The 18,917-nt window shown below is 39.0% G+C and carries 17 protein-coding genes and 1 pseudogene; 2 read left to right on the top strand and 16 right to left on the bottom strand.

Features of this window, described 5'->3' with window-relative positions:
- Positions 1–16 precede the first annotated feature (16 nt).
- Entirely contained in the window at positions 17–748 is a 732-nt protein-coding gene (locus BM086_RS18335; RefSeq protein WP_092330875.1) for a hypothetical protein, read from the bottom strand.
- Positions 749–1,367: 619 nt separating this feature from the next.
- Between BM086_RS18335 and fucO the strand changes: the two genes are divergently transcribed.
- Complete coding sequence (fucO, locus tag BM086_RS18330) at positions 1,368–2,516, top strand: lactaldehyde reductase (protein ID WP_092330871.1); 1,149 nt, start codon at positions 1,368–1,370, stop codon at positions 2,514–2,516.
- 122 nt (positions 2,517–2,638) lie between these two features.
- On the opposite strand, the gene BM086_RS18325 is transcribed toward fucO, so the two are convergent.
- The 15 genes and pseudogenes from BM086_RS18325 to BM086_RS18255 form a co-directional block, all read right to left on the bottom strand.
- Positions 2,639–3,577, bottom strand: a complete 939-nt coding sequence (locus tag BM086_RS18325) for a phosphatase PAP2 family protein (protein ID WP_242952264.1) — start codon at positions 3,575–3,577, stop codon at positions 2,639–2,641.
- 195 nt (positions 3,578–3,772) lie between these two features.
- Positions 3,773–4,918 carry an SGNH/GDSL hydrolase family protein gene (locus BM086_RS18320; RefSeq protein WP_092330867.1) on the bottom strand — a complete coding sequence of 382 codons (1,146 nt, stop codon included), beginning with the start codon at positions 4,916–4,918 and terminating at the stop codon, positions 3,773–3,775.
- Positions 4,919–4,927: 9 nt separating this feature from the next.
- Positions 4,928–5,950 carry a glycoside hydrolase family 130 protein gene (locus tag BM086_RS18315; RefSeq protein WP_092330862.1) on the bottom strand — a complete coding sequence of 341 codons (1,023 nt, stop codon included), beginning with the start codon at positions 5,948–5,950 and terminating at the stop codon, positions 4,928–4,930.
- A gap of 312 nt (positions 5,951–6,262) precedes the next feature.
- Entirely contained in the window at positions 6,263–7,279 is a 1,017-nt protein-coding gene (locus BM086_RS18310; protein WP_092330858.1) for a LacI family DNA-binding transcriptional regulator, read from the bottom strand.
- A gap of 22 nt (positions 7,280–7,301) precedes the next feature.
- Positions 7,302–9,503, bottom strand: a complete 2,202-nt coding sequence (locus tag BM086_RS18305; protein WP_092330854.1) for an alpha-galactosidase — start codon at positions 9,501–9,503, stop codon at positions 7,302–7,304.
- Between the two features lie 196 nt (positions 9,504–9,699).
- The gene (locus BM086_RS18300) at positions 9,700–10,515 is read right to left on the bottom strand and encodes a phosphatidylserine decarboxylase (RefSeq protein WP_092330850.1); all 816 of its coding nucleotides are present in this window, start codon (positions 10,513–10,515) and stop codon (positions 9,700–9,702) included.
- 16 nt (positions 10,516–10,531) lie between these two features.
- Complete coding sequence (locus tag BM086_RS18295; RefSeq protein ID WP_092330846.1) at positions 10,532–11,227, bottom strand: CDP-alcohol phosphatidyltransferase family protein; 696 nt, start codon at positions 11,225–11,227, stop codon at positions 10,532–10,534.
- A complete protein-coding gene (locus BM086_RS18290; protein WP_092330841.1) occupies positions 11,224–12,267 on the bottom strand; it encodes a lysylphosphatidylglycerol synthase transmembrane domain-containing protein in 1,044 nt (347 codons plus the stop codon). The genes BM086_RS18295 and BM086_RS18290 overlap by 4 nt, the downstream gene beginning before the upstream one ends.
- 199 nt (positions 12,268–12,466) lie before the next feature.
- A pseudogene (locus BM086_RS18285) lies at positions 12,467–13,300 on the bottom strand (S66 family peptidase).
- 108 nt (positions 13,301–13,408) lie between these two features.
- On the bottom strand, positions 13,409–13,915 hold the full coding sequence (locus BM086_RS18280; RefSeq protein WP_330391646.1) for an SDR family oxidoreductase: 507 nt from the start codon (positions 13,913–13,915) through the stop codon (positions 13,409–13,411).
- Entirely contained in the window at positions 13,912–14,271 is a 360-nt protein-coding gene (locus BM086_RS18275) for an AtpZ/AtpI family protein (RefSeq protein WP_092330837.1), read from the bottom strand. The genes BM086_RS18280 and BM086_RS18275 overlap by 4 nt, the downstream gene beginning before the upstream one ends.
- A gap of 32 nt (positions 14,272–14,303) precedes the next feature.
- Positions 14,304–14,642 carry a hypothetical protein gene (locus tag BM086_RS18270; protein WP_330391645.1) on the bottom strand — a complete coding sequence of 113 codons (339 nt, stop codon included), beginning with the start codon at positions 14,640–14,642 and terminating at the stop codon, positions 14,304–14,306.
- Positions 14,643–14,825: 183 nt separating this feature from the next.
- Positions 14,826–15,404, bottom strand: a complete 579-nt coding sequence (locus BM086_RS18265) for a TetR/AcrR family transcriptional regulator (protein WP_092330833.1) — start codon at positions 15,402–15,404, stop codon at positions 14,826–14,828.
- 412 nt (positions 15,405–15,816) lie between these two features.
- Positions 15,817–17,082 carry an alpha/beta hydrolase-fold protein gene (locus BM086_RS18260; RefSeq protein ID WP_092330829.1) on the bottom strand — a complete coding sequence of 422 codons (1,266 nt, stop codon included), beginning with the start codon at positions 17,080–17,082 and terminating at the stop codon, positions 15,817–15,819.
- A gap of 264 nt (positions 17,083–17,346) precedes the next feature.
- Positions 17,347–17,847, bottom strand: coding sequence for a C39 family peptidase (locus tag BM086_RS18255; RefSeq protein WP_255367878.1), 501 nt, complete (start codon positions 17,845–17,847; stop codon positions 17,347–17,349).
- A gap of 51 nt (positions 17,848–17,898) precedes the next feature.
- On the opposite strand from BM086_RS18255, the gene BM086_RS18250 reads away from it, so the two are divergent.
- The gene (locus tag BM086_RS18250) at positions 17,899–18,147 is read left to right on the top strand and encodes a hypothetical protein (protein WP_175560365.1); all 249 of its coding nucleotides are present in this window, start codon (positions 17,899–17,901) and stop codon (positions 18,145–18,147) included.
- Positions 18,148–18,917 lie beyond the last annotated feature (770 nt).

Here is an 18,917-nt window from a genome sequence, read left to right as displayed (position 1 = left end):
TACGTTTACGAACACATCAGTTTATCCGCGCACATTCATAGACATCAATCTTTTGCTTGAGCAGTTCAACAATCTTAAGCTCATCCTCTGCATCAAGCACAGCGTTATGAACTTCAGAATATCTCCTGTTCCCGGATAGCATTTTCATGATAGGCTCAACACCATAATCGCTTTTAAGTCTTCCGGTCTTACAAAATTGCAGTGTCTCAGGTATCGAATGATTATATTGTTTATAAGCAGCAATACGCATGATATCGTACCAGTTGTACTCTTTTAATTCCGGAAGATGATTGTAGTCAAACTTGGCATTATAGGCAAAGAGCATATCTATATGGTTTTGAGCAAAATACTCTTTTATCTCATCCATAGCTCTTTCCCTGCTGCACACAACCTCAGGAACATCCCGCATATGCAGCACATAACTGTACATTCCGCCTTTTCTGGATTCCCTGTCAAAAACATAATATTTCTTTTCAAGACACTTAAAATCAGACGCCCTGCCGATTGCCACTCCTATAGACATGACCACATCATCCCAATTGGTCTCTGTATCTATTACTGCAATGAGAAGTTCCTTTTCTTCTCTCTTCGTGAGTGGACGTAATTCTTTCTTGGGAAGAGGCTTTGATACCTCCTTAACTTCCTCCTGCACCGTAGTCTTCACTTTGCTCCTATCTTCAGTCTTACTACGCGCATTGCTTTTCTGATTCTTTATCATATTTAAAAAATCTAGCGATTCATTTCTCATAACATTTCAATCCTTTTCCAAAACAAGGAGCTGTCTTGCAACACTTTGCAATTTCAAAAGTAATATAACTATTTGCCCCTTTCATCACATTCATAATACCATAGCCCGCCATTCAAATGCGAATGAATTATAACACCCATTTCCATTCACAGTTTAGGTAAGCCATCTCATTCTCCGGCCGCGCTCTCTGGTGCTACGTGAGCAGTAATAAAAACATAAATGCGAGCTCTTCGAGAGAGCTGCCAAATTCATGAGCATCCGGATTCGCCCCTTAGCTTCTTCTTACGGAGCGTTGTCTGAGCACGGCCCATGGGGTCCGTGCGAGTTGTAGCGAAGTAGAAGTTAAGGTGATGCAAGCCGGATGCCATGAATTTCAGCGAACGAAACGACGAGCAGTTATGTTTTTATACTGCACAAGGAGCTCCAGAGAGCGCGGTCGGTGATGGAGAATTGCTCCATTAAACCATGAATGATAACGCGCTCCTACATGGTCGATTTTGCATGTTTTTCTTCCAAAAATCGTATAAAAATGGCACACTTGAATGATATAATTATAAACAGAAGGTAAAACGCTACTGATTCTATCAGAGCAAAAATCAAAATGGAGGAGAACTATATAATGGCAAACAGAATTTCACTTAACGGAACATCGTACCATGGGGCTGGAGCGATCAATGAAATCGTAAATGAGATTACTTCAAGAGGCTTTAAAAAAGCATTTGTTGCTTCTGATCCTGACCTTATTAAGTTTGGGGTAACCGGAAAAGTCACAGAACTTTTAGACAAGGCAAGCATTCCTTACGAAATTTATTCAGATATCAAACCAAATCCAACAATCGAAAATGTTAAAAACGGTGTTGAAGCATTCAAAAAATCAGGCGCAGACTGCATCGTTGCTGTAGGTGGCGGTTCTTCTATGGATACTTCCAAGGCCATCGGCATCATCATCACAAATCCCGAATTTGCTGATGTTCGCTCACTTGAAGGCGTTGCACCTACCAAGAATCCTTGCGTTCCTATCATCGCAGTTCCTACAACTGCCGGAACAGCAGCCGAAGTTACTATCAACTACGTTATCACAGATGTAGAAAAAGAAAGAAAGTTTGTTTGCGTAGATACTCATGATATGCCAATCGTTGCAGTAGTTGACCCTGAAATGATGTCTTCCATGCCAAAAGGCCTTACAGCAGCAACAGGTATGGATGCCCTTACTCACGCAATCGAAGGTTATACAACAAGAGCAGCCTGGGAGATGACAGATATGTTCCATCTTGAAGCAATCCGCCTTATCTCCAAGAACCTCAGAGATGCTGTTGATAACAAGAAGGAAGGGCGCGAAGGAATGGCTCTTGGCCAGTACATAGCAGGAATGGGCTTCTCTAACGTTGGTCTTGGAATTGACCACGCTATGGCTCACACTCTTTCTGCTCATTATGACACACCTCATGGTGTTGCCTGCGCTATGTTCCTTCCAATCTCAATGGAATTCAACCGCGAATATACAGGTGAAAGACTTCGTGAAGTAGCAAGAGCAATGGGTGTTGAAGGTGTTGACAGCATGTCACAGGAAGAATACCGCGACGCAGCAATTGCCGCAGTTAAGAAGTTATCTGAAGATGTTGGAATACCAAAAACTCTTGATAAGATCAAGGAAGAAGACCTTGACCAGCTTGCTACAGATGCTCTTAACGATGCATGCTATCCTGGAAACCCTAGAGAAGCAACTAAAGAGCAGGTAATTGAAATGTTCAGAATGCTTATGGCATAAGATTTCCCAACGCGAGGATATCGCAATCGTAACTCATTAAAACATCAAAGGCATGGAGCTTACTTCGCTTCATGCCTTTCTTTATTACTTTTAACTTGCTTGCAGTATATTTTTATCAATAATCAATTACACTCTTTTCTAATAACCAAAGGCCAGATAGCCACTGCAAAGAACCACATAATGCAGCGTGCCACAAAATTCCCCCAGTGTCCGCCGAAAGCTGCAACAAGAGTCGCCGGCGCAAAGAATTCTTTCCAGCCAAATGAAATCATAAATCCAACAAACGCCAAAACAGGAAGATTTTTGGATCCAAACGGTATCTCGTACTTAATATAATGCCTCTCAAGATAGCTCCCCACCAAAAGACCTATAAATGCGCCACATGCCTTAAAAGTATCATTCATCATCTTGTCGGGATTTACCAAAAGCACACCGTCCACATAGTCCATAGGATATGATTTCTGAGTTATATAAATAAGTGTCCCTATAACTGCTATAACTCCAACTATCGACAGTATATCAAGTTTTTTATCATCACCATTTATCTTTTCCTGAACCACTCCTACGATATAGATCACAATCAAAGCTTCTATAAGACCTACAGCCACATCCTGAGGAGTATGTACTCCAAGAAAATTTCTTGAAAAGCCGGTCAACGCAATCAAAACGGCACATACAACAGCCAGCCATGTTCGTTTTTTCCTCTGCCAGGCAAATGTTGTACCATATGTACATGTCGCACTCATGGTATGTCCACTTGGAAAGGAATAACCTGTAGCAGCTGTCTTGGAATCACCTGCGGGTTCTATAAGGTCCGACCTTATCCATGGGCGATATGCACAAACCGTCAGCTTGATTATTCCGTTTACTACCTCTCCAATTCCTAAAGTCATCAGGAAGCGGTAGCCCCACTTCTTATCCACGCACCAGAAAATAATGAATGGCAAAAACGGCATAACATCTACTGCAAATTTAGAAAGTCCGTTAAATACCTCATCAAAAATCCCACCTGTTGCATTTCTGATTTCCTGCAACCACAACAAATACTGAATATCAATCATAATTCTCCCCCTTTAATTGTATAAGATTCAAATGATGTTACAGCAAACCATAAAGTCTGTTTCCACTCTCAAGCAAGTTTGTCATAGGTGAAGACTTCTGACTCTAACATCGTATTTTGTACAACGCATTAATTATACTTCACATAAAGGAATGAGATTCATTAAAAAAATATTAATTAATATTCAGTTATTCGCTTATTTTGTACCATTTATTATAACTGAAACCAGATTAAAGGGCACAGCCATGCCATTCTTGTCATCTATAACCTCTATTTCAAGTCTGTGAGAACCTTTTGTCTGGTGAAAAATCAACTGTTTAAGGTCCAGAAGATCTCCCCAGGTCTGATCAAAAGCGGTATCAATTATGATCTTCTCATCTTCATTACCATCCAGACAAATTGACACCACAGGCGCAGGGCGTTTTATTGTCCTGTCAAACTGAACAGCAATTCCGCTGCACTCATATTCATCTTTAAGTTCAAAAACGATCTTATCATGAAGCTTTTTTCCAAGCCATCCGTTTTTAAAACAGTCACTTACACCATTTTGAACTGAAGCATCAACAACGAACCCGGAAAGGAGAGCCTCAAAGTTCCTGTTATCAAGTCTTTTTGCGAATTCAAAGGAATTAGTGGTAAGCGGCATTTTCTTTTCTGTACCATCATCTTTCTTTTCCAGGAAATCATCATTACCTTTCTCATATAATCTTTCAAAAAGATTAGTCACCACACCTGCAAGCAGCTCATGCCCAAGATCATTTGGATGAAGGCCATCCGGCGACAAAAGCTCTGTATTCTCAATCTTTCCGGATAAAATATCCTCATAAATTGCTCCATGCATTGATGCCGCAGGAATCCCATAGTGCCTTGTAACTTTGGAATGAATCCTCTCCGCTGATTTTCCATCCTGATAATAAAAGTTAAAAAGTGCAGCCACTGCAGGTTCGCAATCACTGTACAAAAGTTTTCTCACAAGACCTTCGTAACTTTCAAAAAAATACTCATTGCACTCATCATTAACAGAAAACTCCACAAGGACAATATCGGGAGCATATGAAAGAACATCCCTATCCGCTCTGGCAGCTCCAAATACAGATGTAGTACCACCCACCCCTGCATTTACATATGATATATTAGCGCTCTGAAATTTTTCTTTTAACCACTCATAAACTCTGTAAGCATAACAAGTCTGGGGCGTAGAAGAAAGGCTTCCCTGGGTAATCGATCCCCCAAGGAAGCATATTGTCACATCTTCTCCATTTTCCAATTTTGTAAAAGCTTTAGAAAATCTTGTACTATCGCCAAGGCCTGCTACTGCCTTTTCCCTATCAAACGAAATCATGTTTTTTCCTTATCTGATACCAAGTTCTGTATCACTTTCACGAACAACAGAATGTTCTTTTACATAATCAATTATGTCATCAAGCCTTGTAAAAGCAAGGGCAACATAGCTGTCAGCTGCTCCGTAATAAATTGCAATTCTTCCTGTCTCACTGTCATGAAGAGTAGCGCAAGGGAAGCATACATTTGGCACAAAACCTCTTTCCTCATACCACTGTTCAGGTGTAAGGATAAAGTTTTCACATCGATACTTAACCCTTGAAGGCTCATCAATATCGAGAATTGCTGCGCCGATTGAATAAACAAATCCATTGCAGGTACCGCTCACACCATGATAAAAAAGAAGCCAACCTTCGCTTGTTTCTATAGGTGCTGCACCACCACCTATCTTAACCGACTCCCACCACTCAGGTGAACGTTCCATAACATGCCTGTGATGTCCCCAGTACTCCATATCAGGGCTTTCTGAAAGGAAGATATCTCCAAATGGTGTATGTCCTGAATCTGATGGCCTTGAAAGGAGCATAAAACTGTCATGTATTTTTCTTGGGAAAAGAACTGCATTTCTGTTGTAGGGTATAAATGGATTTTCAAGCCTTTCAAAAGTCTTGAAATCCTTAGTCTTTGCCATTCCTATGGATGCTCCGTAAAAATCCTGACACCAGATTATGTAATAAGTATCTTCAACTTTTACAAGTCGTGGATCATAGGCATATCGTGGCATAAATGGTTTTCCCTCTTTATCCACAAATGGAATCTTGTTGCTATCAAACTCCCAGTGGATTGCATCCTTACTTCTACCCATGTAGATGTATGGAATTCCGTTAGTCTGCTCTCCTCTGAAAACTCCTATGAACTCTCCTTCATAGGGCATTACTGCGCTGTTAAAAATCCTTGCCACTCCCGGAACCGGATTTCTGTCAATAATAGGGTTTTCTGTATATCTCCAGACCGGCGCCCCATCAAACTTTTCAGGTCCTTCCTGCCATGGAATATTTGCAAGTGGTTCACTTATCATTTTGTACTTTGCCATTTTATTACCTCATCAAATCAAATATTTTAGCTTTTTTAATTCTATCATCATTATTTAAATAGTCAATATTTTACTTCTTCTTTTACCTATTATTTACCTAGCTTTTACCTAATAAAATCGAGTAGGCTGACTTCTACTCGATTTCGCACACGAACATTCCGCATTTCATGCTCCATGTTCTTACGACCGGCAAATGAATTTGTATGCAAGCATCCATTCGCTTGCCGGTCTTGTGCTACAAAAAGAGCATTTTGCTTTTGGTTATTTTACCTATAGCAAAATGCTCAATAATTCGTCATACAATTATTATCATTAAGATAATCTCTTCACACTGTCTCTCTCTACAAGGCAACCTTCTACAATACTCAAACCACCTCTGTACTTTTCACCTCTTAAAACATGAATGATTCTCTTCAAAGTTCTGCGAACCATCTCATCCATATCAACCTTATAGGTTGTGATTCCTATATCATCGCTGCTATTTGAGTAAATAAAATCATCATATCCGACTACCGAGATATCCTGAGGAACCTTATAACCTTTTTCTTTTAGGTAATTTATAAATCTTATAGCTGCAAGATCGCAATTACACACAAAAGCCGTCGGCATTTTCTTTGGAAGCTTTAGATTCTTATCCAGATCAATACCCTGATTGCCTGGATCTCTGTCATTCAGTATCCAATCATCATTTACAGAGACACCATGTTCCATAAGAGCTCTGGTATACCCCAAATATCTGTCTGTGATAGAAGGCGTTGCAAGCACTGTTCCCACATACCCTATATTCCGATGGCCTCTGTCAAAAAGATAGTTGGTAAGAATATAAGCGCCGTAATAGCTTCCGGAGATAACAGAATCCTTCTGATGCTTTCTGTCTGTAAAATCCATGTAGAAGGTCGGAGAAGAAAGTTTCTCATCCAGCATAGCCAGATAGTCCTCATTCAGTGCCCCCATGATAACTACTGCATCCACATTCCCATCACCTATCAGCTTAGGATACACTATTTTTTTCTCGTCATCATCGCTTAGCACTTCAAGCATTGTAAAGCATCCCATTTTTGCAGCTCTGGCTGAAAAGATCTGATACATATGACCATAAAATGAATCTATATTACCAATATATTTTGCAGCTATCAGCACTCCTATCTTATAATCACCGTTTTCTTTGGATTGAGAAGTCTTTTGATATCCTCTCTCCTGCGCAATCTCCATGATGCGCTTACGCATTTCTTCGCTTACGCCCTTTTGTCCGGCCATGGCCTTTGAAACAGTAACTGTACTGATTCCAAGTTCTGCCGCAATATCTGCCATCGTTATTTTCTTTGGCATATATGTCACCTCTGACTCTTCATTATTCTTTCGCAACCAAATATATAAGCATTGACCGATAATCACCATTAAGTATCGGAACTGCAATTCCTGCATTTTTAAGGGTTGTGCCCTTTGCAGCTCCTGCATAGTTGTCATCCTGCCATATTTCGTATATCCGGCTATCGTCTAATGCTTTAGGTTTAATTATTCTCCTTTTTCCATTCGGAAATGCAACTACCTGAACATATGTAATAAGAGCTTTTCTTCCGTCCTTTTGGGTTATCATCCAGGCGTCATATTCGTGATTTTGTCTGTAGGAAGCCAGCCTGTAATAATCTCCTTTTCTCACAAGTTCATTATATTTGTGATAATTTGCGATCTGCCCCGGGATGGCCGCTCTATCTTCAGCAGGTATTTTAGTTATATCAAGCTCATATCCAAAAGTTCCTGAAAGTGCAACATCTCCCCGTGTCTTAAAAGGAGTAATTCTTCCGACCGTATGATTTGGACAATCCGATACATGTGCTCCCATGGTGGATAGCGGAAACACAAGGCTTGTGCCTTCCTGAATCTTAAGCCTTTCTATGGCATCTGTATCATCAGAGCACCATATCTGCGGACTATAGTACAACATTCCTGCATCGTACCTCGCTCCGCCTCCTGAACAGTTCTCCAAAAGAAGATTCGGAAAATCCTTAATAAGTCTATCCTGAAGTGCATAGACAGCAAGCATATATCTGTGGCTCAGCTCCCCTTGTCTGTCCTTTCCAAGAGCCGCTGAACCAAGATCAGAAAGCTGCCTGTTCATATCCCATTTCAAATATTCAATATTTGCAGAACTGAGAATATCTTTTATTCTACCATAAACATACTCAAAGACTTCTTCTCTGGTAATATCAAGAACAAACTGATTTCTGCTCCTGCAGGCCTCCCGCCCCGGAACACTTATTGCCCAATCAGGATGAGCTTTATAAAGCTTAGAAGCAGGTGATATCATCTCAGGTTCCATCCAGATTCCAAACTTCAGCCCTATAGCATTAACTTCATCTACGAGTTTTTTCAGACCACCCTTTATCTTGTTTTCATTGACATACCAGTCTCCAAGGCTGGTATTATCATCATTTCTTTCGCCAAACCACCCATCATCCATAACAAGCATTTCAATCCCGCTTTTTTGAGCCTGTCTGGCTATAGCAATCAGCTTTTCACTATCAAAATCAAAATAGGTTGCCTCCCAGTTGTTGATAAGAACCGGTCTTTCCTTATCTTTGTACGGACTTCTTATCAGATGGTTTCTAAACAGATCATGGAAGGTATGCGTCATCTTTCCAAGTCCGGCGGATGAATAATTCATTATTACTTCGGGAGCAGTAAATACATCCCCGGAATCAAGCTTCCAGCAAAAGTTCTTTTCACATATACCCATATATAATCTAAGACTGTCAAACTGACTCTTGCAGACACCTGCCTGGAAATTCCCGGAATATACAAAAGAAAAACCATATACTTTGCCATTATCCTGGGAATCTCCGTCCTGAACCAATGCCATAAATGGGTGGAACTGATGAGATGATTCACCTCTGAACGATTCGACAAAAGTATCTCCATACCCGATATTTCTTATCTCCATCATTCTTTCTCTTGCCCAGGAACCATGAAGAGTTAAGAGCTGGTATGCCTCATCCTCCATATCAAGCATCATGGACATAGCTTTGTTAAGGAATAACGCCTCAGAGGAAATATTCTCAAATCTCACCGAGCGGGCTATGGCATCAATTCCTTCAAATACGCTATATGAAAGAACTGCTCTAAGCCCAACAACCTTATCAACCAGAGATATTTCCAGCGTCATACTGTCGTTCTCATTTCCAAAAGTTGCCGGAAGTCCTTCCAATTCTTTTTTCCCTTTATAGATATTGTGAGATTCGTAACAAAGAGAAATACTTCCATTCCCATTAGCGTCTGTGATTTCAACTCCTGTATTCCTATAGTCACCAACATTGCTTCCCGGATATTCAAAAGGAAAACGATCCAGGAAGGAACTTCTGTCACGATTATTGGAAGAAGGCGTATATTGCGGATCAATAATTGACAAAAGATAAGAAGAATCTTCAGAGCCAATTTTATCTCCATAATAAAAATGCCCCAAAAATCCTTCTTCATCTACAATACCCATTACGTAGCTGGTATTATCTGTTTCAATTACAAATATTCTGTCTTTTTCAATATATCTGATGTCCATAATGATTTTTTCCTTTTTAGCTAAATTCTTTAACTTGATTTTACCTAAATTTTGTTAAAAATCAATACGACATTTTTTAATATTAAATGAATATTACATTGTTCATGATAATCCCCCATTCAGCCATCTTCTCATTCCCAAACACTTTTAATAAAAAGAAAAACATGTGTCCTTCCCAAGAACACATGCTTTAATCTTAACATGATTTTCCAATCACTTCACCCATAACAACAGGGATCTCAATATTTTTGTTTAATATATCCTGAAAGTCTTTTCTAATCTCCACTCTATCCTTTGAGAGAAGAAGGATTATTGTCGAACCTCCATATTCAAAATGCCCTTTTTCCAAGCCTCTTACAACTCTACACTCAAAAGGGTTGTCATTTACAATCCTGCCAACAAGCATAGCGCCAACTTCCATCTGTACTGCACGTCCAAAGCCATCACTATCAATCACTGAATATTTTCTCTCATTTTCTATGAATACCGGATATTTTTCAAGCGCAATGGGCCTTACCGTATGATATATCCCTTTTATACTTCTATCGTTATATTTTTTCCCTGAATCAAAGTATACATATCTATGATAATGATTTACGCATAATCTGAAAACAAAAACATACCCTCCATCAAAGAATGAAGCCAGCTTTTTGTCCTTAAGTAATCTACTGATAGTATATTTACTCTGTTTTACACTCAGAACCAGGTCGTCTGTTATTTTATATATACTTAGTAATCCATCACATGGAGCTATCAGATTGCCTTTTTCTCCATCTATAGGTCTACGTCCATTTTTTATTCTTCTGCAAAAGAAATCATTGAAGCAGTTAATATTTTCAAGCTGATAATCATCCACATTGATATCATTTTTCTTTATAAATGGTCCGATCAGAATCTTCGATGCCCGACAATCAAGAAACTTCCCTGACAATTCTGAAACTGATCTGCTTATAAGCGGTCGAAGTAATATTCTTCCAATTCTATTATTGTACAAAAAGCTCAAAACAGTCATATATAACCTCAAACAATTATGTGTACATATTGAAAGCTATTATACTTGCAATAAACTCTGCCAATCCAATTACTATAATAATTGTCAGGCCAATCTTCCCGGGTTTCCTGACCTTGATATTAATAACAAATGCGATTGCAACAATTAGCATTGTCAAAAAATAGAAATATGTAATATCCCAATTACTAAAAAAATGAATGTTCATCACTAAAGGAAAAACCAGTGCAGCAGCTGTCACAGGCAATCCCATATAATATGTAACTCCGGTTTTCTTTGACTCTTCACAACGAATCTCACTTGTGGCATTGAAATACGCCAACCTTATAAGCGCAGCCAAAACATAAAATATTGCTATAGTAAGAAGAATGATCAAAATAGGATATGAGCCATCATAATCTTTTCTCCGTACGACCTCCGTATAAACACCACTAATTCTCAGCTGTGCCAGACCTATTGTTACAGGCAGCACACCAAAACATATAAGATCCGTAAGGGAATCTATCTGGATGCCGAAATCTTTCTCTATCTGTGAACGATTTTTCTTTGTTCTTGCAACTCTCCCATCAAATGCATCAAGAAGCCCCGATACCATCAAAAAGAACACACCAAGTTCCGGATGTCCCACACCAGTCACAGTTACAATAATACCTAAAGTTCCCGATACAAGAGATAAATACGTTAAAATAACAGTATAGTCATATACTCCTATCATTTTTTTCTATTCCTCCTAACCATATATCCTACTAAAATAGTTATACCACTAATAAATACACATATGTAAAAGGTCATCCCTCTACTTATAAGTTCAACATTATATGCCATCTGTTCCCCCATCACTTCAATAAAACTGTCTATCATAAGATAATCTGCTATTCCCATACCACCCGGAATCGGAATAAAATTATAGCCTATAGTTGTAAGACATTGTTTTGAAAAAACCGTGGCCATCGCCACTTTATTGCCGCCAAGAGATGCATATATCAACATAGGCACTATCATTTGTGATGTTCTTTGAATAAAATTCCAGATAAAAGAACTAACCAGTACACGTTTCTTTCCAGAAATAAGAGATGAACAGACTGTATAGTCATTTCTTATTTTTTCAAGTTTCGAAAGCTTTTTGTCCTTCTCATTAATTATTTTTTTATTGTATAGAAAGAATATCATCTTTTTTAGAGGATTAAAAATCAGTTTTTCCTTCTTTAATAATGCATAGAAAAAGAAAGCAAGAACTGAAAGTATAGTAAAGCCAAGATAAATAAGAAATCTGGCAAATCCACTAAACCCCCAAAAAGCATTTGGACTAATGATTACAGAAACAATACCTAAAACCAATATCGATATTGTATACATCATAATATTTAGAATAAGCGTCGCTGTTGCAATCCCCGCAGGAATACCATCTTTTATCATAAAATAAGCACTAGCTGGCTGACCACCAGAAGCCGACGGTGTAATCGCTGAAAAATAAATGTCTGATGTACTATACAATAACCCCTTTACTTTACTTTGACGATATTCTGTAGATTTAAGGATAGAGCAAATAGCAACTCCCTCAAACCACACATACATTAATGATGATATAGCACCAAGTATAAGAAATATTTTATTTGAAGAACTGATAACTGTAGTTAGTTCTCTAAGAGATATATTATTTCCTTCCTTAAGCACCAAGCGAATAGTTGATACCGCAAGAATCAAAGAAACAATTGTCCATATAATATTTTTATGTATTTTCCTTTTGTACTGCATTTTAAATTTTTAATTTCTACTCCGATTTTGTCCTCATTGTTGCGACGAACTATTTTAACATAAATTAGGGACAATGACCATTTTTTGCAAGATTGTATATAATAAAAAGAGCTTCCAGAAAAATACTGAAAGCCGCATAAAATCTAGTTTTGTTAAGATTACTCAACAAATATCCCCTTATACTTTACCTAACATTCTTTCACAGCGTTAATTTTTCCCCAATCACTATAGCCTTTGACTCATGACCATGTCCGATTTCTTTTGTACATGCAACCGGTAATGTATCTGAAATATGTATTTTAAGCAGATCATATACAGTCAGTTTATAATCCTCTTTTTCATAATTGGTAAACGTTCCAAGCAGTACTCCCGTTACCTTATCAAAAACTCCCATCTGATCAAGTTGTGTAAAAAGTGTTGCTATCTATCCTGAACCTCCACCCAGAGCTTCCAGAAGAAGTATCTTTCCGTTCAAATCAGGCCAATACTTAGTTCCGGCAAGTTTGGTAAAGCAACGGATATTGCCTCCAACCACTACTCCCTCCATATGTTCTCCCTGAAGAAAATCATAATTCAAGTCAAATAATGATGAGGTATTTCCTTTCAAATAATCGGCAAATCTTTTTCTCTGCAGTTCTGCCTTCGAATACACCATGTTCTTTACCTGATATAAAACTGAAGATTTGCCTGTGATGGCATAAATTGCATTTATTACTGTGGTCAGGTCACTATAGCCCCAAAACACTTTATTTGAACCAGCTATTAAATCAAAATCAAGATACTTCAAAACTCCATTTGCCAAATCTCCACCGGAAATATCATATATTGCATCAATGGATTCATCCGCGTAAAGGTTCATGAGATCAGCAGCTCTTTCCTCATCTGTACCACTAAAAGCATCCACTTTAGCCTTAATATGAGGCGCAAGAACCGCATCTATTCCAAAACCATCCAGAACCTGAACAAGTTCCTCTATCTGATATTGCCATTCTTTTATATGTCCATCCGAACAAGCTGACAATCCAACCTTCATAGTACATTCCCCCAACTCTTATTTTCCTATAAATTCATTATCACGCCTTACTTCCATATGTACATCCATGTTCGCCATGATATATCATTAGCTTTGTCATTCCACCGTCTATGCAGATTTCTCGCCAGTAATAAAGCCTGCCTTATCGGAACACAGGAACATCACCATCTCTGCGATATCCTCAGGCTTTCCAACTCTTCCCACAGGCTGCTGAGCTGCATCTGCTCCACCGATCTCATCATCCGTAGCATTTATCCATCCCGGAGATATACTGTTAACTCTTGCTTTACCCGCAAGGCTTATTGCCATCGAGTGAGTAAGAGCCGCCATACCTCCTTTCGCGGCTGAATAGCTCTCTGTCTGAGGCTGGCTCATCCAGTCTCTTGAAGATGCAATGTTTATTACATAGGCTCCTTGTGCAAAATACGGCATAAAAAGCTTGGTCAGATAAAATGGGGTTGTAACTCCAACAGACAACGCGTACTGAAATTCCTCATAACTACACTCATCAATCCCCTTCATTACAGCAAGTGCATTATTTATCAGGAAGTCCACATGCCCGGATTTTTCAATAACACTTTTGGCAAATCCGAAAGTAGCACTGGTATGCTTCATTGTGCTTCTCCTGTTATCTCTTTGGCAAGTTCCAGAATTTCAAAGGCATATTTTTCCTTACCCTTTTTAAGGAGCTTCTTGTATAAAGGATAGTTGATGATACAGACAGAAGCACCTCCTATTCCAAGAAGCACCCCAATGACCATGAAAATTGCTCCTGTTCCAAAGACGCTAAGTCCAAAGCACATCCCTGTTCCAAAGATCAAAGTCCCAATAATTCCAAGCGCCATGGCTGTTATAAATGCCGGAAGCTTTGCTCTTTCATCAAGCTTTTTAAGCTGCCTTACCTTATTTGTTTCCTTTGGCATGTAATCCTTTGCAACACTTTCTGCATAAACCTTATCTAAATCGTTCATCGTTTATTTTTCTCCTTTTCTTCAATGTCTTTTTATGCGATCTTTCCTGTTTCTTTTAGCCATCTGATCTCGTCACGTATGGTCTCTCTATATGGCCTTGTGGTATAACCCAGATCCTTACTTGCTTTACTTGAATCAAATCGGTTGTTTCTTGCAAGGTTGTAAACGGAAAATGTTGTCATAAGAGGCTTTTCTCCAGTCTTCTTAGCCTTTTTCTCAAGTACCCCGGCAATCAGGTTTGCTACTGATATTGGTAAAAAGAACTTCATCTGCTTGCAACCGCTCTCCTCTGAAACAAGCTTTCTGCAGACTGTGCTTCCAAGAAATCCTGCTGCTCCTGTTACCAGATACATCTTATTTGTTTTGCTCATTTATCTTTTCCTTTCTTATTCTCAATTTTTTGCTCTTTGCTTTGAGCTTGAAGTCATTATAGGAAAATGAGCACACAAAAAGAACAACACGTTTTGCAAAATGTGTTGATTTCTGGAGTACAGGTCCCGACACGTTTTGTAAAAAGTGTTGATTTGTAAATTCGATATAGTGTTTTTACTGCGTTATGGCTTGATGATACACTTCTGTATGACGCTTATGATCTCATCTTTTGACTCGGTGCATCCACCTCGTACCCACTCAGTGACAACTCCGATAATGCCCTTAAGATAAAAGACCATGATAAGTGGCTGTTCTTTTTGGGGAACTCCAAACCTTGTAAGAATGGGGCCGAATACTGTTTTAAACCAGGTTTCATAGGTCTTTTCTGCGCCCATCATCTCGTTCTTTTCATACATCAGATAAAAGAGCTTGCGGTTCTCTTCCACAAAATCCAGATATGGCATCAGATACTTGGGTGTTACAAGGAACAACTCATCCTCATTTTTTTCATCAATATCAAGTGCTCCAGGCCCCTCAGCACCAAAGCGCCCAAAGAAATCTTTATATACAGCTTCCACCGTTTCATGCAGAAGATCATTTACATTATCATAATGAAGATAAAAGGTGGATCTGTTAACGCCAGCGGTTTCACATATCTCCTTAACAGAAATAAGTTCAAAATCTTTACTGTCAAGAAGTGTCAGTAACGCTGTATGCATTTTTTCCGCTGACTTAAAATACTTGCTCTCATTCTTGTTCATAGCAAAGCACTCCTAACACCTGTAGACTCATACTAAAATGATATCACAATTTACCTTACTTAATAAAAGCAGCTACAGATTTCTCCATAGCTGCTGTAATGTGCCGTATTAAATTCTTATGACATTTTGGATAAAGATTCCAAAATGTCAGCAAACAAGCCATTTTAAGTCGACTATCGTCGAGGGCTTGTTTGCCTCTTGAATCATATTCTCACGAAATCCGCAGTAAATGCGGATTTCTGTAATTTAGTTTAAGATATCATACATTCTTGAATCAGAGATTCAAGAATGCCGCAAATAGGCCATTAAAAGTCGACTTCGTCGAAGGGCCTATTTGCCTCTCGTATCATGTTCTCACGAAATCCGCAGCTAGTGCGGATTTCTGTAATTTCATCTAAGAAGTCATGCTTTCTTACTGCTGGAACAACCATTCCATAACTGCTATACAGTTATAGGCGTAATCAAATGAAGCCATATGGTATGTAGCTCCGCCTCCGGCGCCTCCACCATTTCCGCCCATCATTCCTTGAGGCTTCTCGCCGGTCATTTCCATTGCCGGCTTATCTTCACTTACATCTGAAGAAGCGTCTGTAGCAGCCTCGGGATTTGAAAGGCCTCCTTCTTCAGAATGACTCATCTGCCCGCCGTTTCCTCTTTCGCCCAAGCTGCCATTTCCACCGCCCATAGGTGAATTGCCTGTTCCTGCATCAATCGTTCCTGTTTTCCAGGATATGAAGTATGCTCCTGTAGCTTCTCCACTGAATGATTCTGATGCAGCTGATGAAAGCTCATCTGCCGACCATGTTCCGTCCCATTGTGCATATGTGTAAGTGACACCATCTGCATCATATCTGCCCATAAGGTCCTGTGCTCCGGTCCATGCACTCGTATCATCTTCAGCTGCAAAATAAACAAAGGTCTGCCCCTCCAGATTTGAAAGAAGTTCCGTATCCCACTGACCATCAACAAACATACACGCAGCATATAAATCCGGGTATTCCGATGCAAGTATGAGTGTCGTCATGCATCCCATGGACTGACCTGTTCCATAGATTCTATCAGTATCTACTGCGTACTCATCTGACATGTAATCAATAAATCTCTTGGTGAGTTCAACATATTCTGTTGTACTATATCCATCATGGTCATCAAGAATTGTTTCAGGATATGTTGGTACAGCTACTATGGTCGGATATACTGACTGCCATTCTGATGTTGCCCATACAAGACCACCAAGCCCCTGTGTAAGTGAATACTCCGCATCAGTTCCTGCAGTTGTTGAATCACCTATAAACACAACCATTGGATATTCTGCATTTTCATCATATCCTTCAGGAAGATACAGATTATAAGTTATAGAAAGACCTGTCTCCTCATCAGTATAAGTGAGCTGGTCAAAAAGATCTGTATATGTCTCCACAAGACCCTCTTCATCTTCCGCAAGCGTGTTACTGACAAGTCCCAGCTCTAGCGTAGAACCGGTATCTGTAGTTGTTTCAGTTTCTGCAGCAGAATCTGAAGCTTCTTCTTTTACCTCTTCAGATGAATCACTTGCTTCCTGGGTGCTTTCCGATGATACGGTCTGGGTACTATCTGCTTGCTGTGCCTGGCTTCCACAAGCAACTGCAGATACGGTTATCGCACATGTTGTCAAAATAGTTGCTAATCTCTTGAACATTATAAAATTCCTCCATATATCTGTTCCTGTTTATCATAAAAGTTTTGGAGTATTTTATATTGCGAGCTACCATTCGCAGTAAGCCTGTTTCCAGAATTTCTAAGAGTTCTGTTCTTCAGTTTACATTCTCATGATATATCCGTTAACTAAATCCAACCTAAAGAGCCAATAAATATATTCTAAAATCATTAGTTACTTATTTTCTCTTCCAGCTTCTTGCGCTGTCTTTTTTCATACATTGTATTCCCGACTACTGGAAGTTATTTAGTTCTCGTTCAATCCGTGAACAGTAAAGATTGTATTCTTCTCAAACATCCCTATAGCAAATGCCAATTTGAAATAAAAAGGCATATTCTCATAGGCTTCAAAACTTGTGCGCTGTAAAAATTCATCTACAGATAACTCTTCAACATAACCATAAGGATTTGCTACAGTTATCTTGTCATTAGGAATATCCATCCCAACAAGCAGGGAATAATGAAGAGTCCACACATCACCATACTTAGCTGCCCACTCAAATGGCACAGGTACTCCTCTTGCCAGATTTTCATAAGCTGCATCTATCAGTTCCGTGTTTGACATGTATTTATGGATGGACGTAGTGTACTCCGGAAAGCGCATGTTCATTTCTTCGCAGAACTTATCTCCTGTTGAGGTTATGCCCTTGCCATATTCATTGTACAGATCCTCTTCTGTCAGATGTCTCCCATTCCATGCAGAAAACATCTCAATACAAGCATAACCACAGGAAACATCCTGGGTTATTACCTCTAATACAGCCCTTTTTCAGGTGAACTTACAGAAGATGAAATATACATGACAGTTAAGGATCCTACCGGTATCCTTGATGCATCTCGTGTTAAAACATATTTGCTATACTCAATGTATCCTCTTATGAAACTGTATGGCAAAAATGCAATGCCTGATCTGGATCATATTTGCACTTCTTTTTATCAGCTGGATGATGAAGGGCGAAAAGCCGTTGTTGATATAATTGAAACTATGCTAAAGATTCATAAAGATCCTAAAAGAGCTGAAGATGTAAGAAATATAAAAGGCTGGTAAAGACATCACTATTTATGTCACTGGTACCGGAGTCATAAAAAAGGTACCAGAAACTTATTATCTATATTTTGTTTCCGAATATTGCATGTAAAAAGGCTTCCGAGAAAAATCTCGGAAGCCTTATATTTACTGTGTTTGAACCACTTCAGTAACGATTACTCTACGATTGTAGCAACCTTACCTGATCCAACTGTACGTCCACCTTCACGTTGCTACGATAACGTTTTTATGCGTTTTTCTCATGTTATGCCATTTTTGAAATGGCTTAAATACGCGGTTTTCTATTCTGTATTTTTATTTGCGGCACCGCATGGCACCGTTTTGGCACCGGTAATACTATCAATTTGAAGATAGGAATTCTCTCATCTTGCGATATATGTTTTGCCTATCCTCATCAGTAATCTGACTGGACTTTTTCAAAGCATAATGATGAGCAAATTCTTCGTCAATATAACTGTTGCCGTTAATTACTACCGGCTTACTGTATTGTAGTCCCGCATTTTAGCATTCTATCCGACCGCAAATAAGCGGTGAATTAATTTCTGAATATCTGTTTTTTATCTATATCAAAGTGCTGTGTATTACAGCACTCTTTTTTCGTATACTTAAGATAGTAGTTTCCTATAAAACAAAGAGGAAGAGCCACATCCTGCAAGACACGCTCTTCCTCCTATGCATGTAATCAATACTGATATACATCACACAATGCTATGATACGGAAGAACCTGATAAATAGCAACCTCATTGTAATAAAAAAATCCGGAGAGGTA

It is taken from the genome of Butyrivibrio sp. YAB3001 (assembly GCF_900112195.1).
Classification (GTDB): Bacteria; Bacillota; Clostridia; order Lachnospirales; family Lachnospiraceae; genus Butyrivibrio.
Note: the sequence above shows the minus strand (reverse complement) of the source record. Positions and strands in the feature narration are given on the sequence as shown.